Origin of the sequence: Thalassospira sp. NFXS8 (genome assembly GCF_040148805.1) — a bacterium.
Classification (GTDB): domain Bacteria; phylum Pseudomonadota; class Alphaproteobacteria; order Rhodospirillales; family Thalassospiraceae; genus Thalassospira.
The window spans coordinates 787,160-810,441 of record NZ_JAGEMF010000001.1; the positions used below are offsets into that span (position 1 = coordinate 787,160).

Sequence of the window (23,282 nt, forward strand, 5' to 3'; positions counted from 1 at the left end):
TGAGCAAACAATATCTGGTCTATCAGATACTGGCCGCATTGCGCCGTATCGGGGCCAATAACGGAGCAAACCATGCGGATTACCAGGCAGTTCACACAGGAAGATGTCAGCCCGTATGCCGACATCGATTTTCGCAAGTCATCCTGCAAAATCAAAAACCCCGATGGCTCGACCGTTTTTGAAATGAACGACATTGACGTGCCGTCAACCTGGTCGCAGGTGGCAAGCGATGTTCTTGCCCAGAAGTATTTCCGCAAGGCGGGCGTTCCCGTTGCTTTGAAACCGGTCAAGGAAAAAGACGTTCCCCAATGGCTTTGGCGCCACGAGGCCGACAAAACCAAACTGGAGAAAATGCCTGCAGAAGAGCGCTATACCAGCGAGCTTAGCGCGACCCAGGTATTTGATCGTCTGGCGGGCACCTGGGCTTATTGGGGCTGGAAAGGCGGCTATTTCGATGGCGAATCCGATGCCCGCGCCTTTTTTGATGAAATGCGTTACCAGCTTGCCCATCAGATGGGCGCGCCGAACTCGCCGCAATGGTTTAACACCGGCCTGCATTGGGCCTATGGCATTGACGGTCCGGCACAGGGCCATTCCTATGTTGATTATCTGACTGGTAAGCTGACCAAATCCACCGGTTCTTACGAACACCCGCAGCCTCATGCCTGCTTCATCCAGTCGGTTTCTGACGATCTGGTCAATGAAGGCGGCATCATGGATTTGTGGACCCGTGAAGCCCGCCTGTTCAAATATGGCTCGGGCACCGGATCAAACTTTTCCAACGTGCGCGGCGAAGGCGAATCACTTTCGGGTGGCGGGCGTTCCTCGGGCCTGATGAGCTTCCTTAAGATTGGCGACCGTGCCGCGGGTGCCATCAAATCGGGCGGCACCACGCGCCGCGCTGCCAAAATGGTGGTGGTTGATATTGACCACCCCGATATTGAAAAATATATCGACTGGAAAGTCGTTGAAGAACAAAAGGTTGCGGCCCTTGTTGCCGGTTCCAAACTGGCGGAAAAACACCTGACCGCCGTTTTGACCGCATGCAACAACTGGGACGGTGCCGCCGATTCTGATGAACGGTTGAACCCGCGCAGCAACCCGCAGCTTAAAGAAGCCATTCTTTCAGCACGTTCTGTGATGATCCCCGATTCTTACATCAACAAGATCATTCAGTTCGCCCGTGAAGGCTTCACCGAAATCAGCTTTAAAACCTATGACACCGACTGGGATTCGGAAGCCTATCTGACGGTTTCAGGCCAGAACTCCAATAACTCGGTCCGTGTGTCGAACGACTTTTTGCAAGCTGTTCTTGATGATGGCAACTGGAACCTGATCCGCCGGACCGATGGCAAGATTGCCCAAACCATCAGCGCACGCGATTTGTGGGACAAAGTTGGCGAAGCCGCCTGGGCCTGTGCCGATCCCGGCATCCAGTACGACACCACCATCAATGAATGGCACACCTGCCCCACATCTGGCCGCATCAATGCGTCCAATCCGTGCTCGGAATACATGTTCCTCGATGATACTGCCTGTAACCTGGCATCGATGAACCTGATGAACTTCCGTTCAGATGATGGCGGCATTGATGTTGCGGCTTATGAACATGCCGTGCGTTTGTGGACCGTGGTTCTGGAAGTATCGGTTTTGATGGCACAGTTCCCATCGGACCGCATTGCCGAACTGTCCTATCGTTACCGTACCCTTGGCCTGGGCTATGCCAATATTGGCGGCCTGCTGATGAGCATGGGCATTTCCTATGACAGCGACGAAGGCCGTGCCATTTGCGCGTCCCTGACCGCGATCATGTGTGGTGTTTCCTATGCAACATCCGCCGAAATGGCGGGCGAGCTGGGTGCCTTTGCCGGCTATGCCGACAATGCCGATGAAATGCTGCGCGTTATGCGCAACCATCGCCGTGCCGCGCACGGTGAACAGGAAGGTTACGAAGGCCTTTCGATTAACCCCGTACCGCTAATCGCCGCTGACAGCCCCTATGCCGAACTGCCCGTTGCGGCCCGTGCAGCATGGGACAAGGCACTGGAACTGGGCGAAAAGCATGGCTATCGCAACGCCCAAACCACCGTTATCGCCCCGACCGGCACCATCGGCCTGGTGATGGATTGTGACACCACCGGAATCGAGCCGGACTTTGCCCTGGTGAAATTTAAAAAGCTGGCTGGCGGCGGTTATTTCAAAATCATCAACCGCACCGTTCCCGTTGCCCTGGCAACGCTGGGCTATACCGAAAACCAGATCCGCGATATGGAAAAATACGCGGTTGGTTACGGCACGCTCAAGGGCTCGCCAACCATCACCCACGACGCTCTTCGCGCCAAAGGCTTTGACGACGCAGCCCTGGCAAAGATTGAAGGCGCGCTTGAAAACGCATTCGACATCAAATTCGTATTTAACAAATACACCTTTGGTGAAGAATACTGCGTCAAGCAGCTGGGTCTGAATGGCAAAGCGATTAGCGATATCAGCTTTGACATGCTGGCCGCCCTTGGCTTTAGCAAAAAAGAAATCGAAGCTGCCAACACCTATGTATGTGGTGCAATGACCCTGGAAGGGGCGCCGCATTTGCGCGACGAAGATTTGTCGGTGTTTGATTGTGCAAATCCGTGTGGCCGTACCGGCAAGCGTTACCTGTCGGCTGACAGCCACATTCGCATGATGGCCGCTGCCCAGCCGTTTATTTCCGGTGCAATTTCCAAAACCATCAACATGCCCAACAATGCCTCGATCCAGGATTGCAAGGATGCCTATATCCATTCCTGGAAACTGGGCTTGAAGGCAAATGCGCTCTATCGTGATGGATCGAAACTCAGCCAGCCGCTAAACTCTGCCCTGGTTGAAGAAGACGATTATGCCGATCAGCCAACCGCTGCCAAGGCAACCGAGGCGTCGGAAAAGATCGTCGAAAAAATCATCGAACGGGTTATTCGCGGTGATCGCCGTTCGCTGCCCTCGCGTCGCAAGGGTTACACCCAGAAGGCCACCGTTGGCGGCCATAAGGTTTACCTGCGCACCGGCGAATATGAAGACGGCAAACTGGGTGAAATATTCATCGACATGCACAAGGAAGGTGCAGCTTTCCGGTCATTGATGAACAATTTTGCCATCGCGGTTTCCATTGGCCTGCAATATGGCGTGCCGCTGGAAGAATATGTCGAAGCCTTCACTTTCACCCGCTTTGAACCGTCGGGCATGGTGTCGGGCAACGATGCGATCAAAATGGCAACCTCCATTCTTGATTACATGTTCCGCGAACTTGCCATTTCCTATCTGGGCCGCAACGACCTTGCCCATGTTCAGCCCAACGACATTCTGCCCGATGCCGTAGGTTCGGGCGTTGCCGAAGGCAATTTGGGTGACGAAGCCAAAGCCGAAGACAAGGCAATTGATACCATTCGCAAAGTAGCGTCTAGCGGGTTCGTCCGTCGTAACCTGTATGTTGTAGATGGTGGCCTGCCGACGGAAGAAACCGTTACCTTAAAGGCAACCGGAACAGATCATGCCCACAGCCATGATCATGACCATAGCCATCACAGTGCTGAAACCGCATCGGCGGCATCCGCCGGGACGGCTTCATCTTCGCAAAATAACGCTATTCTAACGGTCAGCGAAGAAGTCATGTCAAAAACCGATGCCAAAATGGACCGTATCCGCGAAGCCCGGATGAAGGGCTATGAGGGCGACGCCTGCCCTGATTGCGGTAACTTCACGCTGGTACGTAACGGCACCTGCCTGAAATGCGATTCTTGTGGTGGCACCACCGGTTGCTCGTAAAACATAGCACGCAAACCTGATCTAAGTGCTGCAAAGCCTTGGCATTATCAACCGGTCGGAATTATTTCCGGCCGGTTTTTATTTATCCGTGTAATTGGTCATAAAATTCGTCGTTATCCCCCTCACACAACGGAACATCTTTGTTTTCACAGCGTTATCGCTTGGTTCGCCTGTCATGGACCAATACCGGAACAAGACAGGCTCCAAAAATAACAAAGTCTTTCAGACAGGAGTTTCCCCGATGGCTATGAGCCGTGTTCTTGGTGCCGTTTTGCTGGTTGTTGGCATTTTGCTGCTGGTCTTTGGCCTAAATGCGACCGACAAACCGGTTGAGGAATTGTCCAACACTTTCCTTGGTCACTACACCGATGAAACCATGTGGTATCTGGTTGGTGGTGGTGCCGCTGCCGTTGCCGGTATTTTAATGGTTCTGTTCGGGGGCAAGCGCCGCTAATCAGGCGCACAAACAACAAAATCACGGTTTCTTCCGATGAAAAAGCAATCACCGGTTCCCATATGCACTAACGCGTTATAGTCTTTGTGCCATAAAAAGTTATAAGACTGTTATCTGTAGTGTTTGCGCGTCGGGAGAAACCACCAATGTCCCAGACTGGACAGCGACTATCGGACAAGATCATTCTCGCCCATCGCCAGGCCGTTGAAGAAGGCAAGGCAGAGGTCGCAGAAATGCTTATTCAGGCGCTGGAAATTGACGCTTCCTATGTTGGCGGGCCGCAGCCGGAACAACGCGAAAACCTGGAAGATGTCGAAGGTGCCTTTAGTTTGCAGGCCGAGTTTCGCGCCAAACATGGCCGCAGTCATCCATGACTTAAACATCCCCTGCCCGACACCATATTTCCTGTTTTTCACACAATACCGGTCGACATAGCCGGTTTGCGAACAGATTGTTGCCAAAGCGGCTCTGGTCGGGGGCACCGTTCCGCGTAATGATATCCCAAACAGATTTCATTTTGCGAAGGCCAACACATGCCCCATTCTTCCAACATTCCCCAAACCAACGCGCTGGCCCCGATATTTATTTCCCACGGGTCGCCCATGCTGGTTGCACGGCAAAGCACACCGGCATTCAATTTCCTTCACACCGAATTACCTGACCATCTTGATGGTGCGCAGGCCATTCTTATCGTTTCGGCCCATTGGCAGGCCCCCGTTGCCACCATTTCAACCGCACAGCACCAGGAAACCATCCACGATTTTTACGGTTTTCCCGATGCGCTGTATCAGTTGCATTACGATGTTGCAGGTGCCCCGGACCTTGCCAGCACCATTGCCCAGAAAATTGGTGCAAAAACCGATGACCAGCGCGGGCTGGACCACGGCGCATGGATGCCGATGATTTTGGCGCGTCCACAGGCAGATATCCCTGTATTTCAGCTTTCCATGATCGAAAATGGCAGCCCGGCCGATCATTTTGCCCTTGGCAAAAAATTACGCGACCTGCGTGAAATGGGGGTTTTGGTAATAGGCAGTGGCGCCATGACCCATAATTTACGCGCCCTTGACCGCAATGACGGCCCCAATGCCGACGCCTGGGCCGAAGAATTTTGCCAATGGATGGTTGAAAACACCAAACAGCACGATATCGACACGTTGCTGGCCTATCGCTCAAAGGCCCCTCATGCCCTCATGGCCCACCCTCATGATGACCATCTGATGCCATTTTATGTGGCCCTTGGTGCTGCCGATGATCATTACGTCTGTAAAACACTGCATCACAGCATCGAATTTGGAAACCTTGCCATGACAGCGCTTCGCTTTTACGATCAGGAAACGTCGATTAAAGCAGCCTGAAACAGGAAGTTCCTATTGCAGCAATATCAAACCCGGCTTGAAATTCGGACACAAGGCCAAGGTCTGATCGAATTTACACATTTGGTCGAAGACTGGCTGAATGAATGCGCCCTTGAAAATGGTATTCTGACCGTGTTCTGCGCCCATACATCAGCCAGCCTGACCATTCAGGAAAATGCTGACCCGGACGTGCAGCATGACCTGCAAGTGTTTTTCAAACGCCTGGTCGCCGAAGACCCGAACCTTTATCGCCATACATGCGAAGGGCCGGACGACATGCCGGCCCACATTCGTGCCGCCCTTACCAACGTGTCCCTTGGCATTCCTGTGCAAAATGGCCGTATGGTTTTGGGAACATGGCAAGGCATTTACCTGTTTGAACACCGCAATGCCCCGCATCGCAGGCAAATCAACCTGCACATCGTCGGCCAATAAACCGGCTGGTTCTGCCTGCAAAGTACGGCAATGGCAGGTATCTATCTTCTGCCATTGCCAAGTATCCTGCCATGTCACTCACGACACGCCCAGGGTGGCTGCATCGTAGCATTATTGCAAAACCGTTGCCCTGGCGGCGGCTATGCCAACACTGGGGCACTGTGCGAAAATATCCTGCTTTTTATGGTACAATTTCGTCTGAATACCAAAGGCACCCAACACAGTTGAAAAAATGTTATCTTGCGAAAAGTCACGGGTTTTGCCTATCGCATCAAAACATTTCAGATCGATGTGCCGGTCCTTGATAAACCCGTCCGACATCCAGACCTGAAATGGCACATGGGTTTGTTGCTCTGGCGCAAATCGATACGGGGTGCCATGCAAATATATGCCCATTTCCCCCAAAGATTCACCGTGGTCCGACAGATAAATCAGCGCAGTATCGTATTTATCCTGATAACTGGCCAGTTTTGCGACCAGTTGCGATATTACGAAATCGGTATAGCGGATCGTATTGTCGTAAGAATTGACCAGTTCTTCATGGCTGCAATTTTCGATATCACTGCGCGGGCAGTCCGGCATAAAAGTACGAAATGCCTTGGGGTAGCGTTTATAATATGTTGGCCCGTGGCTCCCGATCAGGTGCAAGCCGACCAACCGGTCGCCAGTACCTTTCATATCGGCAATCTGCTGGTCAATATTGCGCAACATTGCTTCGTCAAGGCAGGCATTGTCAGCACATAAATCCGGGTAATCTGCGGGGTTAAGGGTCATATGGGGGATGCGATCGCATACCCCTTTACAGCCATCATCATTTTCTTTCCAAAAAACCGAAACCCCGGCCTTTTGCACCACATCAAGTAAACCTTCGCTATTGCGCGCCCGGTCCGTATCAAACCCTTCGCGGTTATCGGCCGAAAACATGCACGGCACCGAAATCGCTGTGGCCGTACCACAGGAATGCACATTCTGAAACGACACCAGATTATCAATTTTACGGGTAAACGGGTTGGTCGGCCGGTCATACCCGTTAACGGCATAATTTTCGGCGCGCGCGGTTTCCCCAATCACCAAAAAGACCAGTTTTGGTTTGGCACCCGGTTCTTGTGCTGCCAGCGATGCGTCCTGCCCAATAATTTTAAACGGCACGTCGCGCGTCAGATAGCGGCGTTTGACATATTTAATCGTGCTGGCAATATAATTTTCCGGCACGACCTCCTTGGCAAGTTCGCGATTATTGCGCCCAATCGAGGCATAATCCTGATAAAAAAAGCCAACAAAACCCGCAACAATCACCAAAAAACCGGCCATGGCACCAACCCGGTGATACAGGCCCTGATACCAGCGCTCGGCATATGTCACACGCACAAACAGCAGCAAAATGGCAGGTAAAACCCCCATCAACACCACCATCGCAACCGAGTGCCCGTTGACATAGGAAACGGCTTCGCGACTGTTGGTTTCAAAAATATTCTGGATCATCGCACGGTCAAAAACGATGCGATATTTCACCATGGCAAAACTAACCATCGCCCCGGTGATTAACACCAGAATAAAAAACGGCTTTAGCGTAAAGCGCGACGAAAAAGGAATAAAAACAAAATTCAACGCCGCAACAAGCACGATCGGAATTGAAATGACAAAACCGATGCTAAAATTATCCAGCGCGGACAAAATTTCGTAAAAATGGCGCAAAAGCGCGAAATTAAGAACAAATGCAAAATACAGCGACAGGGCAAACACAAGTGTCAGTACCCGAACGCGGATCAAAACGGGGGTTTTCAATCGCGTTACCTTTCCAACCATCACAAGACAAGGGATCAACCCCTGCCATGCGTGTTGAAAATGGCCGTTACACGATCAGGGGCAATCGCACCCTAATGCGGCTTCCTGACAGTAAGCTGAAACAGCCAAAATGCCCGCCCCTTAACGTATCGAACCTCAATTCACAGTCGGTTTAACCATCCAGATATCAAACTGTTGTGACCGGGCCACGCCGGCGCTTGCTGCTATACAATGCCAGTGCGCTATGGCTGGCTAATGTCACAATCACCACTGCCCCGGCAATCAGGGTGGTGGATGACGGCACTTCACCCATAAAGACCCATACCAGCCCGGACCCTAATATCGCTTCGGTCAGCATGATCAATCCTACCTCGGCAGCCGGTATGCGTTTCGCCCCCATCGATATGAACGTAAACGACAGTGGTAACACCAGACAGCCCAGTAATATCAGCCATAACGGGTCCCACGGGAACAACGCCAACGGTGTTGCAGCGGGCGCAACACAAATGGCAACCAGCAAAGCCCCAACCATCATCGCACGAACTGTATCAACCGCAATTCTTGCCCCTAGAACATTGAAATAACACGCCATACACAATGCTGTGCCCAATGCCAGGATATCGCCCAGCATGTGTGCACCGCCCAAACCGTTGCCCACAATAATCGCCAGGGCCGCAAACACCACAATGGATGCCACCCAGGTGCGCAGCGGTTGCCTGCGTTTAAACAGAAATGCACCGATAATGCCGCTGATCAACGGAGTTGCCGCAATAATCACCAGGGTATTGGCCGCATCGGTGTTCTTGATCGACAAAATAAAACAGGCGCTGGTGCCACCGTAAAACACCCCGGCAAAAATTTCGTCCCGCCGCGGGCGAATGGCCTGCCATAACGGCTGGTGCGCCCGCCTGCCCCGCCATGCCGCCGCCACCGTCAGGGTAAGGCCAAGGATCAACAACCGCCAGAAAGCGGTCGTCATATCGTCCGCCCGGATCAAACGGATCAAAAGGGCATCGGGGCTTAAAATGGTGATACCCAGCAACGCCAGCCACCCGCCATGCACCCTGTCGACCCAGTTGTTCGAAACCGTCATTATCCGTTTCCCCATTTTATATGGCCTGATTTTTATGCCGTATCGGGCTTTCTGCACGGGAAAATAACAAATTACAAATGAGCAATTTAGAACAATAGCGAATTTGGCCTAAAACCGGGCATAATTGCACACAAAGAAAAGGTTTTGTTCGCGCCTTAACCCCGATAGATTACGCCAACAAATCCAGACTGCCCCATAAACAAAGGAAACTGTCATGTCAGGAAAAATTGACGCCCGCCTTAGCGAACTTGGCATTACCCTGCCGCAGGCGAATGCACCGGTGGCAAATTATTTGCCCTATGTTCGTTCAGGTAACCTTGTGAACATTTCCGGCCAGATCACCATGGAAAACGGCGAGCTGAAATTCATCGGCAAACTGGGCAAGGAATACGGTGTTGAAGAGGGCCAGAAAGCCGCCCGTTTATGCGCGCTAAATCTGATTGCGCAGGTACGTGCCGCGGTCGGCGACCTTGATAAAGTAACCCGCGTTGTCAAATTGAACGCCTTTGTCAATTCCGCGCCCGAATTCACCGACCAGCCAAAAGTCGTTAACGGCGCATCGGACACCATGGTCGAAATTTTCGGTGATGTCGGCAAACATGCCCGCTCCGCCGTCGGGGTGGCATCGCTACCTTTGGGTGTCGCCGTTGAAATTGATGGCGTTTTTGAAGTCGCCGACTAAACATTCCGGCGCCATCAACACCTTACCTATATCAAAACCGGGCCAATGCGCCCGGTTTTGTCTTGTTCTACCATCTCAGCTTTCCGGCATCGGGCAATTTTGAATAAAAAGTCATAGGCCAAAATCATCAAACCAGATGCCCTCTATGCGTCCTGATGTGAAAATCCTATTGTCAATCGCTTCTCACAATCAGGGCTGCGGCCCATCCTTGCCAAACAAATGATTACGCAGATGGTCAGCCAGCGCGCGTACCGCCGGTTTTGCCCCATCTGGTATCCAATACATATTAATGGCGAAGGCGGGCAGTGATGGCAATTCGGGATCATCGTTCATAATTTCCAGATCATCGGGCACTGTTGCTGCCAACCAGACGGTTACCGCCATGTCGGTTCGCACGGTAACAGCAGTTGCTTCGATATTTCCGCTTTCAAATACCGTTCTCCAGGCCACTTTGCGGCTTTCCAGTGCATTAAAAACTGCCGGGCGAAACGCACAGGACTGGCTGACCATGGATACAGGCAAAGGGCGTTTGGCACGTGCGGTGCCGCCCTTGGCACCCACCCAAACCAGCCGTTCAATACGCAAACATTCCCCATTGCCCTGCCCAACGGGTTCCTCGATCAGGGCAACATCAATGTCGCCTGCCGCAAGTCCGGCTTTCAAATCTGGCGATGCGGCACAAACCAGCGACAATTCAACCTGCGAAAACGCGGCATTATAACTTTTTAAAACAGGCGAAATTCCCTTGCCCACCAAATCAAAAGGCACACCCAGGCGCACTTGTCCGCGCTGCACATCCCCGGTCATTTCAGTCCAGATTTCATCGTTCAGGGCTAAAATTTGCCGGGCGCGACCAAAAAGACGTTCTCCCGCACCAGTCAATCGCAAACCACGCCGGTCACGTTCAAACAAGGACGCTCCCAGAACATCCTCCAGCCGTCTCACCTGCTGGCTTACTGCACCCTGGGTTAGATGCAATGTGGATGCTGCCGCTGTCATGCTGGCCTTCTCGGCCACCGTAATAAATGTGCGAATTAATGCCGTATCAAGATTTCCTGCCATAAGTAGCATTATGCATTGTAATGCCAACCATTACAAACATTGCCTTTCATAATTCAAAGCGGCGGTATTTGATGGGCCGACATTACTTTGTCAGCTTATCAACGGAATAAAATACCATGACGCTGGACGCATTGGGGCCATTAGCCCTGTTCACATTAATTGCAACCATTTCGCCTGGCGGGGCGACCACACTGGCAACGGCATCGGGCCTGCAATTTGGTGTGGCACGTTCCATTCCCATGATTTTCGGCATTGCTGTCGGAATGGCAACCCTGGCCGCCGCCGCAGCAGCAGGGTTGGCAAGCCTGGTTCTGGCAAGCCCGATATTACATATGTTGCTGAAAATTGCCGGAACGGCTTATTTGTTATGGCTGGCATTTGTTATCGCAGGTAGCGGTCGCCCCCAACAAAAGGCAGACCTTGGCAAACCTGTAAGTTTCCTGGGCGGGATGGGTCTTTTGTGGCTAAACCCGAAAGGCTGGGCCATGACAATGGGCGCTGCTGCGTCCTTTTCCAGCCTGATCACAAACCCGGTCAGTCTGGCGTCCCTATTGGGGCTTGGCTTTGGTGTTTCAGCGATATTTTCCTTATCGCTATGGTGTAGTACCGGTGCCATTCTGGCGCGATTATTAAAATCGGATATCCAATGGAGAATCCTGAATATCGCGCTGGGAATATTGCTGGCAGCGTCGATCGTTCCAATATGGGTTCTATAAACCCCAGGTCATGACATTAATGTTTTCCAACAGCATTTAACCCCACAACACCGCCGATAATCATTAACAGAAACACGCCCTTGATGGCGGTAACCGGTTCTTTGAAAAACACCATGCCGATCACCGCGATGGCAGCCATCCCCAAACCTGACCAGATGGCATAAGCCGTGCTGACCGGTATGGTACGAAGTGTTATGGAAAGCACCCAGAAGCTGATCGCGTATAAGCCAAGCGTCAATGTGGTAAAACGCCAGTCGCGAAACCCGTCGGAAAATTTAAGGCTGACCGTGCCCGCAACTTCAAGGCTGATCGCGCAAATCAAATACAGCCACGCACCCATTTTTTTGTTCCCGTCACCAATGCCAAAATCGCCGCGAGCATGCAGAAAATCAACACGTGGCGCAACCACCGGGTTTGCATGACTGGTTTTCGGCCACCTCGCCACGATCCAGCACTTTGCCCAACCGCCAAAGCGTTCTATATATCAGGGGAATAAAAGATTTCCGGCAACACGGGTGGACAGATAATGCAAGAAACCGAAATCCTGATCGCTGGTGGCGGCATCGCCGGGTTAAGTGCAGCAGCACGCCTTGCTGCCGATGGCCACCAGATTGTCATTGTTGACCCCGCCCCGAAAGATACCCCCGACACAGCCACAACCGACCTGCGCACCACGGCATTTTTAAAACCGGGTATCGACACCCTGACCTATGCCGGTGTTTGGGATGACATGCAGCAAAGCGGTGCACAATTACGCGTCATGCGCATCGTTGATGCGGGTGGGGCCGAACGTACCCCCCGCGAAACCGCCGATTTTGATGGTGCAGAAACCAGCGATGGCTATTTTGGCTGGAACATCACCAACATTGCCGCCAAAGCCGCCCTTTTACGTAAAATCGCCACCCTTGATAATGTGCGTTTAATGAATGACTGCAAGGTAACCGGCTATCGCGCACCCACACCGGCTGGCCCCGGCCCGGCGATTATAACCCTGTCGAATGGGCAAAAATTTGCTGCGTCGCTTGTTCTGGCAGCTGACGGGCGCAATTCGACCCTGCGCGATCTGGCTGGCATCCGTTTTAACCGGTGGTCTTATGAACAGGATGCGCTGGTATTTGCCGTTTCCCACGATACCCCGCACGATAATATTTCGACCGAAATTCATCGTTCGGGCGGCCCGCTTACATTAGTGCCGATGCCCGACCATAACGGCAAAGCCTGTTCATCGGTTGTCTGGATGGTGCCACATGCCCGCGCGCAAACACTGGCCGCGATGGATGATGCGGCGCTGGCCCGCGAGCTAACGACCGAAACAATGAACCTGTTTGGCCCGGTTGATATTGTAACACCGCGTGCTGTTTGGCCAATGGTGGCGCAAATTGCCCATCGGTTAACTGCGCCACGCCTGGCGTTAATTGCCGAAACCGCCCATGTGGTACCGCCCATTGGCGCACAGGGCCTTAATATGAGCCTGCATGACATCGAAACGCTGGCAAAGCAGATCGACCTTGCGAAGCTGGAAAACCGCGATATCGGCAGCGATGCCTTGCTGCATCGCTGGGAACGTCGACAGTGGCCAAAAACCGTTGGCCGGGTTGGTGGCATTGACCTGCTAAACCGTGCTGCAATGGCAGAACCAAAATTCCTGCGAGACTTGCGCTATAGCGGGCTTTGCGCGATCAACCATATCGGCCCGTTACGCCGCCTGGCAATCAAGGCCGGGATTGGCAAATAACACCCGATAATACCGCAACCCGCCTAAAAACCGACCAGATGCACATCTGTTTGCCCCGGCCTGGTTCTGTTGATGGTTCACAAATTGCCCCTGCCCACATTCTTGTCAAATTATGGGTGTAGGCTGCAAATGTCTGACCCAAAAAACGCGAAAAAACGCCCACGACAGGAGACACCGACATGTTCAGAATCCCCGGTAAAACAGGTATCCTCGCCCTGGCATTAACATTGTTTATTGGTGTCGCAACCAGTTTCCCGGCCGCTGCGGCCAATGGCGACAATACCCTGCGCCAGGATATTGCCAAAGCCACAGCAGGCCATAAATTGACCGCCGATGAACTTGAACGCATGACAAACGTTGTCACCGAAATCAAAAACAATAAAGACGACTATGATTTGAAATCGCCGAAACCCAAATCACTTGATGAAATGGTTGCAAACCTGAATAACCAACCAAAAATCAAGGCCCTATTAGCCAAAAACGGATTTAACGCGCGTGAGTATCTGATTGCCAGCATGACATTGGCCCACAGTGCTGTTGCCGTCCGGGTTGGCCCCGATAAAATCCCCAACACCGATCCTGATAACCTTGAGTTTATTCGCAATCATCAGGCCGCAGTCGATACATTGATGCAAACCCGGCGTTAACCGCCCCCTAGCAGGCATGAACGCACGATACGCAACTGGCAACAAATGCCCCCATCCCGGCCCGTCAATCCAACAATATCTTTTCGGTCTCAAAGCCCCTGTTGCCATACTGCCCTGCCAAATCCCATAAAACAGGTTGGCACCGGCAACGTGTAAAGCACAGGTTCAGGCCACAGATGACCGGTTAATCATTTCACGGGCCGGGTTACCTACCACCGTCATTCCTGCGCGAACATCACGTGTCACCACCGAACCGGCCCCGATAATGGCATTGTCGCCAATATGAACGCCACCCATAATAATTGCACCGCCACCAACCCAGACATTTTCCCCGATAAAAACCGGCCGGGCAATTTCAAGGCCGTCCTTGCGTAAAACCGGGTCTTTATGATGTTGCGGACAATAAATTTGCACATTAGGCCCCAGCATGGTGCCCGCCCCGATATTTATTTCCGCACTATCAAGAAATGTGCAGCCCGAATTGATAAAAACCTGGGCACCAAGATGAATGTTGCAGCCATAGGCACAATGAAATGGCGCTTCAATACGGGCGTCCGGGGCCGCATAAGCCAGCAATGCCAATAAGGCCGCTGTGATATTGCCGCGATCATCGGGCGGCGTATTATTGTGGGCAAAGACAGCATGACGTGCCGCCATCCTCATGTCTGCCAATTCGTCATCCAGGCACCGATACCACTGCCCGGACACCATTTTCTCACGCTCGCTTGCCGTCAAAACGCCATTCCCCCGATTGTATTTTGCGATGACTTTGCCCCAGGATGACGCTCACCGCAAGAAATTGGCCGGGAAAAGACCAATAAAACAAACACGGTAAACAAATATGGGTTACCTGCACGGATCGTTTAAACCCGTCACAGTTGCACCGATATAGCAGGCCACTTAATTGATCGTAGTTGTGCGCATACGGGCAATACTTTGCCGTGGAGTCATGCCAAACAAGCGGGCAAATTCACGGCTAAACTGGCTACTGCTTTCATAGCCAACCTCATAGGCCGCCTCGGTCGCCGACAGGGCATTGGTCCCCATCAGGTGGCGGGCTTCACGCAGGCGCAATTCCTTTTGATATTGCAACGGCGTCATGCCGGTAAGCGATTTAAAATGCTGATGAAAGGATGAAACGCTCATCCCGGCCATCTCGGCAAGCTGGTCAATCCGCAGGCTTTCGTTAAAGGCACTGCGGATTTTATGGATTGCCCGGGCAATGCGTCTTGTATGCCCGTCTGGCAGGCTCATGCGGCGCAAAACATCACCTTGCGGGCCAGATAACAGCCAATAATATATTTCTCGGCGAATTAACGGGTACACCACGCTGATCGCCTGGGGCCGCTCTAGCAGTTGAAAAATACGTCCGGCACAATCAAGCATCGCGTCATCGACATTTTCAATATACAGCGCGGGCTGGTCTGTTTTGCTGCTTGTATTGCCTGCGCCAACATCCTTTTCAATTTCCGCCAATAAATCGCGGATTTCAGCAAGGTCAATATCGATCGACATTGCCAGAAACGGTTCGTCGCAGGTGGCCCTGGTAACCTTGCCGATCACGGGTAAATCAACACTGACAACAAGGGACTGCATTGCCTGAAAACCGGTGGTTTTTCCGCCCACTGTCACCTGCTTTGCACCTTGCATGACCAGACATAAAACAGGCCGGTACATCATGTGTATCAGCCCTGTTGGTGCGGTTTCGCGCATGACCATAACCCCGTCAATCGCGGTTTTATGCACGCCGTTCTCCGCGCCCAGCCCCGCCAGGCAAGATGAAAGTGCTGTTTTGATTTCGTCATATTTCGGACCAAACACCATGACCGCGCTTCCCTATCAGGACAAAAAATTACAGAGGATTATTCCCGTAAAACTACCCTGACCCGCCGCATTGACAAAGCCCCTTCACCACGTTTTGGAGAATCAGGCAAAAACTTCGCATGACCGGGCATGCAGTAAAAACGCGGCAGGCGTAGCTTGCAATCAACACAAACCCGAACGGAGATTTTGCACATGACAGCGCAAACCGCATCCAAAATTGCCATTGTTACGGGCGGCAGCCGTGGCCTTGGTCGTAACACCGTTGTTAATCTGGCCCGCAAGGGAATTGATGTTGTTCTGACCTATCATTCAAACCGTGCCGAAGCTGACGCAGCCGTAGCAGAAATTGCCGAACTGGGTGGCAATGCCGTTGCCCTTCAGCTTGACAGCGGCGTCACAGAAAGTTTCGATGATTTTGTTGCCAGCCTTAAAACCGCCCTGAGCGAAAATTGGGGCCGCGGCAGTTTTGACTTCCTGGTCAACAATGCCGGTATTGGCATTAATGCGCCGATCACGGAAACCACCGAAGAACAATTTGATCGCCTGATGAATATTCACCTCAAAGGCGTGTTTTTCCTGACCCAGAAATTATTGCCCCTGATGGCCGATGGCGGACGCATCATTAACCTTTCAAGCGGCCTTGCCCGCTTTAGCGGCCCGGGTTATGCGGCCTATGGCATGATGAAAGGCGGGATCGAGGTTTTCACCCGTTATCTGGCAAAGGAATTGGGCGCACGCGGCATTACGGCCAACACCGTGGCCCCTGGTGCCATCGAAACCGATTTTGGTGGTGGTGCTGTTCGTGACAATGCCAATTACAATAAAATGGTCTCAAGTGTTACCGCCCTTGGTCGTGCCGGTGTTGCCGATGACATCGGCCCCATGATTGCGTCGCTGCTTTCTGATGACAATCGCTGGGTCAATGCCCAACGGATCGAGGTTTCCGGCGGGATGAACATTTAACCCGGCACACCTCACCCACTGGTCATATCCGAGGCCATCCGGTTTTAGCTGGCAACTATTGCAGCAGGGTCTTTTCACCCCTGCTGCAATTTGCGTAAACAAACAGAGGCATCTCAGCCAATCAGCTTTCCGGTCTTATCAAAAAACGGATAAGGGCCATCATAATGACCGATATAACTTGTATGCGTCAAAAGCCCCTGCCCATGCATGGCATCCGACCAGAAATGCAGCAAAATAGCCGGTGGCTCCAGATTAAACGCCGCCGGGCCATTTTTGCGAAAATCACCAACAACCTGATGCGCCACCGACGGTGCCACACTTAGCGGAACGCCGTGCCACAAACAATGTATGGGCCGGTGGATATGACCGCAAATAATGCCCACGACTGACCCATGACGTGCCAACACCGCCGCCAGCCCCGCGGCCCCGATTTCATCCACCGGGGTGTCGCCGCTGTTGGTATCGGGCAGCAACCTGAGCCCGTCCATATGGTCTATTCCACTGATGATGGGCGGATGATGCATGAAAATCAGGGTTGGCTGATCAGGGTGGCGGGCCAGTTCACGATCCAGCCACGTCAAACGTTCCGCACATAAAACGCCATGCCCGAACCCTTCATGCAGGGTATCAAGCGCAATAAGGTGCAATGGAAAATCCCGCACTGCATATTGCAAAAACCCCCCTGCCTGCGCCGGTATTGCACGCGGAAAGGCACGATGCAGCGCAACCCGCCTGTCATGATTGCCCGGTATCATGTACCAGGGCGATGACAATGGTGCCAATATTTCAGCTACCAGGTCATATTCCCCGGCAATGCCGATATCACCAATATCCCCGGTAAATAAAATGACATCGGGTGCCGGGTCGAGCGCCTGCGCATGGGCCACCGCATTTTCAAGGGCGGTCGCGGTATCCACCTGGCCATAGGCAAGCTGGCGATCCGCACGAATATGCAAATCCGTTATTTGGGCAATTAACATGGCCGCGCCTTTCACAAGGAAACCCCGATGCAAGGATCACAGATTACGGCGCGCGCCTTCCAGAACAATATCGAAATAACGAAACTTTTATGACGACATCGCCAAACCTAAACTTCGGGCAACATGGCATCAATATCCAGACTGGGGCGCACCCCAAGGTCGGACTGATGCGTCTTTAAAAATGCTTCGCTTGCCTTACGGCCCTCGTCACGCAGCATTTCCAGAAACGACCATTCACCGTTCATTTTCGACGATGCATCAAGATCCAGCATCACATCTCCGGTGATGCGGTGCATCCGCATTTCTGCCCAACGCGCCCCTTCCTCTTCCTCGTCACTGACCACGCGGCGCAACAGGGCAATCATGCGCAGTTCTTTTAACAACACCGAATTAAACGATACTTCGTTTAACCGGCTGGCAATATCGCGGGCGGACTTTGGCGTGCCCTGGCGTTCAACCGGGTTGATCTGCACCAGAATCGTATCTTTGGCCGCGCATTCACGCACCAAAGGCGCAATTGCGGGGTTGCCCGAATATCCACCATCCCAATAAGGCTCGCCGTCAATTTCAACGGCATGATACATCATCGGCAAACAGGCAGACGCCAGCAGCACATCAACATCAATGTCCTCGTTGCGAAAAATGCGCCCACATCCGGTTTGCACATTGGTTGCCGTCACAAACAGGCGAATATCGCCATGAGTCAGCCGATCAAAATCCACCATTTCATTTAAAATATCCGACAGCGGGTTGCCCCCCAGCGGGTTTAGCTGATAAGGCGAAAAAACCCGCGCTGTCATATCCATCATTTGGAAGAACGGCGAATTTTCCAACGACCAGTTGCCTAGCAAAATATCAAGCGGGCCACGTTGAAGCGGACTAAACCGCGCAGCATCAGATATTTTTCGCCAAAACTTTTCCAGGGCTGCCCGACCGCCTTCGCGACCGCCTTGCGCAACGCCATCGGCCATAACCGCGGCATTCATTGCCCCGGCCGATGTCCCGGAAATCGCTTCGATGTCGATCCAGTCTTCCTCAAGCAACCTGTCCAGCACCCCCCAGGTAAAGGCACCATGCGATCCGCCGCCTTGCAACGCCAAATCAATCGACAACCGGTTTTGCGCATTAAATGGCGGTTTACCACAAATTTTCGGCGTTCTCCGAACGGGTCGGGAAATGGGCTTTGGCCGGGATTTTGTTTTCCGGGACGGGGAAGATACAGAAGAATCAGGCGCCATCTTGTTCTCCAATCGGGACAGTATCAGGGCCTGTTTCCGGCCCATTATGCACGACATCGTGCCCTGTGCGGGCGATGCTGCATTGCGAAGATAGCATCCACCTTAACTGTAGTCGTTCAAAACAAATCGCAAGGGGCAACAGAACAAAGGTTTTCAAAACGGCAAATGCCATCGTAACCGCGCGGCCAACGGCATGGTTGGTGCCCGATCAAGAACGATATCAAGAAAAATACGCGCAATTGGCGACAGGCTTCGACTTTTACGGCGAATAACACCAATTTGGCGTTCGCGTACCGGCGCCCCAAGGGGAACAAAAACAAGGTCACGGCTGGCCTCTACCCGCGCGGCCAGTTCGGGCAAAATAGTAATGCCGATGCCCGCGGCAACCATGGCACAAAGCGTTACTGTGTTTGATGTTTCCACAACAGGCCGAAGCGCATGGCTACGCCGTATATCGGCTTTATCAGGGTGCCCTCCGTCCGGTTCGAATTCCAAATGCGAACGGTCCTGATGGCCGCCATCCAGCGCATCGGTAACGATGGAAGCAGGCGGGGCATTGAACCCGCTGTGCCGGGCCAATATCGCCCCGGTTCCCGATTCCGGCCCCAGGCCGACAAAAGGGTAATCCACCAGTTCATGCCACAACACCTGAGTACGGCCAGCAAAAGGATGATCATGGCGACACACCACCCCCAATTGATCACTAAAAAGCGGTTCGAACTGAATGTCGGGCAAGGGCTTCCAGTCGCCAGCGATGCCAAAATCAACTTCTCCCTTGGCAACCGCGTCATGAACTTCGCCCGCATTCATTTCATCCAGCCGCAAACTGGCATCGGGGTGGGCGGCATGAAACTCGACAATAATCTGCGGTAAAATTCGCGTCAGCACCGATGGTGCAGCGGCAACAACAACCTTGCCCCCCAACCCTTTGGACTGCGCATCAAGATCATCAAGGGCCATTTCAAAGTCAGCCATCAGGCGGCGCGCCACCGGTAAAAACCGCCCCCCGCCCGTGCTAAGTGCGACCTGCCGGGTGGTTCGGTCAAACAACGACATGCCAATAATGTCTTCAAACTGGCGAATGGTTGCCGTCAAGGTGGGCGGGGTTATGCCCAACACGTTGGCGGCCTGCGTAAAGGACCCCTGTTCCGCAACAGCAATAAACCCGCGCAAATGGCGCAAACTGACCGATGACAACATTTTAAAACCAGCTTTATTATATGTAAAAATCGAATAATAATTCGGAATTTTCGATTTGTACAATCAATCATAATCCGGTTGAATAAGGTGACATTACAAAAACAACCGTCCACATTACGCCATAGCCGCCCTGCCCAACATATCCCGTCCCCGTAGACAGAGATTTCGATGATCCCGAAACTGACCCCTGATCGCAGCCTTGATGATCTGACACTGGCATTTTTAAAAACGCTGGAACTGGAAGGCAAATTTAGCGGTGAAATCCATGCCGATTTCCCCACCCGCCTGATCCATGCGACAGATAACAGCGTTTATCAGGTCATGCCGCGTGCCGTGCTGCAACCGCGCCAGCGCGACGACATCAATGTGGTGATGGAACTGGCAGGACGCGCCGAATTTCGCCGGGTCAAACTAACCCCGCGCGGCGGCGGAACCGGCACCAATGGCCAATCACTTAATAACACCGTGATTGTCGATACATCGAAATACCTCAACAACATCATCGAGTTTGATGCGCAAACCGGGTTGGTGCGGGTTGAACCCGGTGTGGTGCTGGAACAATTAAATACGTGGCTAAAACCACACGGCTTTTTCTTTCCGCCCAATGTGTCAACCGCCAACCGCGCCACGGTGGGCGGTATGGTCGGATCGGACAGTTCGGGTAAAGGATCGCGCATTTACGGCAAAACCAGCCATTACATCGAAAAAATGACGACAGTTCTGGTGGATGGCAGCGATTTTGTCACATCGGCCCTGGATGCCGAACAAACCGCCATCGAGGCAGCGCAAAAAACCCGCATCGGCGGCGTTTATCGCAAAATCATCGACGAAATTTCACCGCGCCGCGACCAGATCAAATCCACCTTCCCGGAAATGAATCGCGGGCTGACCGGCTATAACCTGAAAGAAGCGGTTAGCGATGACGGTGCCAGCAACCTTAGCTTCCTGATCGCCGGTGCCGAAGGCAGCCTGGGCCTGACCAAGGAAATCACCTTTCGCGTTATTCGCCTGCCCAAATACAAAGCCTTAACCGTTGTACGCTATGCCAGCTTTGATGATGCCCTGCGCCATGTGGGCCGTTTGGTGGCCTTTGATCCAATTGCGATTGAAAGCATCGATGACAAGGTAATGAAACTGGCCGAGCAAGACGAAAGCTGGCATTTGCTGGCCAAGCTGCTGGGCACAGACGGCGCGACCATACCAACACGCGGGTTTAACGTGGTTGAATTTGCCACCGATGACGCCGATGAACTGGCCGAAAAACAGCGCCAACTAGCGCAATATCTGGCCGACAATCCGAACGAGGCCAATGCCCCCATCGGGTCGGTGGTCGCCACAGACCCGGCCCAAATGGCCGCGATCTGGTCGATCCGATCCAAAGCGGTCGGATTGCTGGGCAACCTTGAAGGCAAGCGCCGCGCCACCCCCTTTGTCGAAGACACCGCCGTTCCGCCCGAAAACCTGGCTGATTTTATTGCCGAATTTCGCGCCTTGCTGGATAGCGAAGGGCTGGATTACGGCATGTTCGGCCATGTCGATGTTGGCTGCCTGCATGTGCGCCCGTTGCTCGATATGTGCGACGAGGAAGACGAAATTCGCCTGCGTCGCGTCTCGGACGGCGTGGTGGAACTGACCAAAAAATATAACGGCCTGATCTGGGGCGAACATGGCAAAGGTTTTCGCGGTGAATTTTCGCCGGTCTATTTCGGGCCGGAGCTTTATGATGTGCTGCGCCGCATCAAAAAGGAATTTGACCCCGAAGGACAGCTTAACCCCGGCAAAATCGCATCGCCCTATGGCATGGATTTGCCGATAACCCCGATTGATGAAGCCCCGATGCGCGGCCAGCTAGACCGCCAGATCGAAGCGGGGCTGAAAAACGAATACTTGAACGCAACACGCTGTAACGGCAACGGCGCCTGTTTTAACTATGACGATTTCGACGCCATGTGCCCGTCTTACAAGGTCACGCGCGACCGGGTGCATTCGCCTAAGGGCCGTGCGGGCATGGTACGCGAATGGATCCGTCAGATCAGTGTCGGCACCGATGCCGAAGCCCCCGAGCTGGCCTTTGCCAATGCGCGCGACTTTTCCCACGACGTTTATGACGCCATGAATGGATGCCTTTCGTGCAAGGCATGTGCGGGGCAATGCCCGGTCAAGGTGGATATTCCCGAAATGAAATCGCGGTTTTTGGCCGCCTATCATGCCCGCTATCCGCGTCCGTTAAAGGATTACGTCATTGCCCGCCTGGAACGGCTGGCCCCGCTAACAGCATCGGCCCCGGCTCTGTTTAATATGCTGCAATCCCTGCCGCCGGTGAAATGGGCCTTTGCCCGCTTTGCCGGGCTGGAAGATTTGCCCAAAACCAGTACGCGCAAACTGGCCCCGGCCCTTCATGCCCGTGGTATTGCCCCCTTTAGCAAAAACCAGCTTGTAACCCTGAGCGATGCCGAACGGGTTAAATCTGTCTTGCTGATACAGGATTGTTTCACCACCCATTATGATGTCGAAACATTTTTGGGCCATGTCGATTTGCTGCGCAAACTGGGCTATCGGGTTTTTGTGCCGCCGTATCGCCCCAATGGCAAAGCGCAGCACGTCAAAGGCTTTTTAAAACAGTTCGACAAACAAGCCCGCGACAATGATGCAGTTTATGGCGACCTGGCGCAGTTTGGCATTCCGATGATCGGTATTGAACCCAGCGTAACGCTAACCTACCGTCAGGAATATTCCCAACGGCTGCAAAACCGGCCCGATTACCGGGTTAATTTGTTTCATGAATGGCTTGAAAGCGAAATTCGCAATGGCCGCTTAACCCCGCCAAAAATGACGACCACCATTGATCAAAACAGCGTGCCAACCCTTTTCCCCCATTGCACCGAAAAAACATCGATCCCCGATGTCAGCGTGAAATGGCAAAAAATATTCGATGCCTTTGGCATCAAACTGGCGGCCGAACGTACCGGATGTTGCGGCATGGCCGGGGTTTATGGCCACGAAACCGCCAACCACGATAATTCGCGCCGCCTTTATGAAATGAGCTGGCAGAAAAAAGCCGAGAAAACCGGGGTGAATAACATGCTTGTCACCGGTTTTTCCTGCCGATGTCAGGTTAAACGTCAGGAAGGTGTGCGCCCCCAAAGCCCGGCGGAATATCTGGCCCGGGTTCTATAACTCCGCATACCGCGCAAGTCGCCCGCCAGTATCTTCAAGGTCCGCACACTGTTGCGGGCCTTTTTTGGTTATGCACCCCGGCAAGACACTGGAATATCAGGTTTGTTAAGGATCAAAGACGGCCATCACCCGTTAAGT

General features: G+C 53.0%; 20 protein-coding genes. 11 read left to right on the plus strand and 9 right to left on the minus strand.

Annotation, left to right across the window (positions count from 1 at the left end; genetic code table 11):
• Nucleotides 1-72: 72 nt before the first annotated feature.
• From J4E05_RS03580 to J4E05_RS03600, 5 genes are all read left to right on the plus strand, one after another.
• Nucleotides 73-3,795 (plus strand): vitamin B12-dependent ribonucleotide reductase, encoded by a 3,723-nt coding sequence (locus J4E05_RS03580; RefSeq protein WP_349592447.1) that lies wholly within the window; start codon nucleotides 73-75, stop codon nucleotides 3,793-3,795.
• A 241-nt stretch (nucleotides 3,796-4,036) separates the two neighbouring features.
• Complete coding sequence (locus J4E05_RS03585) at nucleotides 4,037-4,249, plus strand: DUF3185 family protein (protein WP_085592740.1); 213 nt, start codon at nucleotides 4,037-4,039, stop codon at nucleotides 4,247-4,249.
• A gap of 146 nt (nucleotides 4,250-4,395) precedes the next feature.
• Entirely contained in the window at nucleotides 4,396-4,623 is a 228-nt protein-coding gene (locus J4E05_RS03590; protein WP_085592742.1) for a hypothetical protein, read from the plus strand.
• Nucleotides 4,624-4,782: 159 nt separating this feature from the next.
• The gene (locus J4E05_RS03595; protein ID WP_349592449.1) at nucleotides 4,783-5,607 is read left to right on the plus strand and encodes a DODA-type extradiol aromatic ring-opening family dioxygenase; all 825 of its coding nucleotides are present in this window, start codon (nucleotides 4,783-4,785) and stop codon (nucleotides 5,605-5,607) included.
• A 15-nt stretch (nucleotides 5,608-5,622) separates the two neighbouring features.
• Nucleotides 5,623-6,042, plus strand: coding sequence for a secondary thiamine-phosphate synthase enzyme YjbQ (locus J4E05_RS03600; RefSeq protein ID WP_349592451.1), 420 nt, complete (start codon nucleotides 5,623-5,625; stop codon nucleotides 6,040-6,042).
• A gap of 111 nt (nucleotides 6,043-6,153) precedes the next feature.
• Here J4E05_RS03600 and J4E05_RS03605 read toward each other — a convergent pair whose 3' ends face one another.
• Complete coding sequence (locus J4E05_RS03605; RefSeq protein ID WP_349592453.1) at nucleotides 6,154-7,827, minus strand: phosphoethanolamine transferase; 1,674 nt, start codon at nucleotides 7,825-7,827, stop codon at nucleotides 6,154-6,156.
• A gap of 187 nt (nucleotides 7,828-8,014) precedes the next feature.
• Nucleotides 8,015-8,920, minus strand: a complete 906-nt coding sequence (locus J4E05_RS03610) for a DMT family transporter (protein WP_349592455.1) — start codon at nucleotides 8,918-8,920, stop codon at nucleotides 8,015-8,017.
• Between the two features lie 214 nt (nucleotides 8,921-9,134).
• Here J4E05_RS03610 and J4E05_RS03615 point away from each other — a divergent pair, with 214 nt between their 5' ends.
• Nucleotides 9,135-9,602 carry a RidA family protein gene (locus J4E05_RS03615; RefSeq protein ID WP_349592457.1) on the plus strand — a complete coding sequence of 156 codons (468 nt, stop codon included), beginning with the start codon at nucleotides 9,135-9,137 and terminating at the stop codon, nucleotides 9,600-9,602.
• A gap of 189 nt (nucleotides 9,603-9,791) precedes the next feature.
• Here the strand turns inward: J4E05_RS03615 and J4E05_RS03620 are convergent, their stop codons facing one another.
• A complete protein-coding gene (locus J4E05_RS03620; protein ID WP_349592458.1) occupies nucleotides 9,792-10,664 on the minus strand; it encodes a LysR family transcriptional regulator in 873 nt (290 codons plus the stop codon).
• A 116-nt stretch (nucleotides 10,665-10,780) separates the two neighbouring features.
• On the opposite strand from J4E05_RS03620, the gene J4E05_RS03625 reads away from it, so the two are divergent.
• Nucleotides 10,781-11,380, plus strand: coding sequence for a LysE family translocator (locus J4E05_RS03625; protein ID WP_349592460.1), 600 nt, complete (start codon nucleotides 10,781-10,783; stop codon nucleotides 11,378-11,380).
• Between the two features lie 16 nt (nucleotides 11,381-11,396).
• Here J4E05_RS03625 and J4E05_RS03630 read toward each other — a convergent pair whose 3' ends face one another.
• Complete coding sequence (locus tag J4E05_RS03630) at nucleotides 11,397-11,825, minus strand: DMT family transporter (protein WP_246832920.1); 429 nt, start codon at nucleotides 11,823-11,825, stop codon at nucleotides 11,397-11,399.
• Between the two features lie 81 nt (nucleotides 11,826-11,906).
• Here J4E05_RS03630 and J4E05_RS03635 point away from each other — a divergent pair, with 81 nt between their 5' ends.
• Together J4E05_RS03635 and J4E05_RS03640 are read left to right on the plus strand one after the other, a co-directional pair.
• Nucleotides 11,907-13,115, plus strand: a complete 1,209-nt coding sequence (locus J4E05_RS03635) for an FAD-dependent monooxygenase (protein WP_349592462.1) — start codon at nucleotides 11,907-11,909, stop codon at nucleotides 13,113-13,115.
• Nucleotides 13,116-13,294: 179 nt separating this feature from the next.
• A complete protein-coding gene (locus tag J4E05_RS03640; RefSeq protein WP_349592464.1) occupies nucleotides 13,295-13,762 on the plus strand; it encodes a hypothetical protein in 468 nt (155 codons plus the stop codon).
• Nucleotides 13,763-13,927: 165 nt separating this feature from the next.
• On the opposite strand, the gene J4E05_RS03645 is transcribed toward J4E05_RS03640, so the two are convergent.
• A complete protein-coding gene (locus tag J4E05_RS03645) occupies nucleotides 13,928-14,473 on the minus strand; it encodes a sugar O-acetyltransferase (protein ID WP_210402882.1) in 546 nt (181 codons plus the stop codon).
• A gap of 189 nt (nucleotides 14,474-14,662) precedes the next feature.
• On the minus strand, nucleotides 14,663-15,586 hold the full coding sequence (locus J4E05_RS03650) for an AraC family transcriptional regulator (protein WP_349592466.1): 924 nt from the start codon (nucleotides 15,584-15,586) through the stop codon (nucleotides 14,663-14,665).
• Between the two features lie 192 nt (nucleotides 15,587-15,778).
• Between J4E05_RS03650 and J4E05_RS03655 the strand changes: the two genes are divergently transcribed.
• The gene (locus tag J4E05_RS03655) at nucleotides 15,779-16,549 is read left to right on the plus strand and encodes an SDR family NAD(P)-dependent oxidoreductase (protein ID WP_349592467.1); all 771 of its coding nucleotides are present in this window, start codon (nucleotides 15,779-15,781) and stop codon (nucleotides 16,547-16,549) included.
• Nucleotides 16,550-16,662: 113 nt separating this feature from the next.
• Here J4E05_RS03655 and J4E05_RS03660 read toward each other — a convergent pair whose 3' ends face one another.
• The 3 genes from J4E05_RS03660 to J4E05_RS03670 form a co-directional block, all read right to left on the minus strand.
• Nucleotides 16,663-17,529, minus strand: a complete 867-nt coding sequence (locus J4E05_RS03660; protein ID WP_349592469.1) for a phosphodiesterase — start codon at nucleotides 17,527-17,529, stop codon at nucleotides 16,663-16,665.
• Nucleotides 17,530-17,636: 107 nt separating this feature from the next.
• Entirely contained in the window at nucleotides 17,637-18,641 is a 1,005-nt protein-coding gene (locus J4E05_RS03665) for a patatin-like phospholipase family protein (RefSeq protein WP_246832921.1), read from the minus strand.
• A gap of 279 nt (nucleotides 18,642-18,920) precedes the next feature.
• Nucleotides 18,921-19,967, minus strand: coding sequence for a LysR family transcriptional regulator (locus J4E05_RS03670; protein ID WP_349592471.1), 1,047 nt, complete (start codon nucleotides 19,965-19,967; stop codon nucleotides 18,921-18,923).
• Nucleotides 19,968-20,135: 168 nt separating this feature from the next.
• On the opposite strand from J4E05_RS03670, the gene J4E05_RS03675 reads away from it, so the two are divergent.
• A complete protein-coding gene (locus J4E05_RS03675; protein WP_349592473.1) occupies nucleotides 20,136-23,144 on the plus strand; it encodes an FAD-binding and (Fe-S)-binding domain-containing protein in 3,009 nt (1,002 codons plus the stop codon).
• The last annotated feature ends 138 nt before the right edge of the window (nucleotides 23,145-23,282 follow it).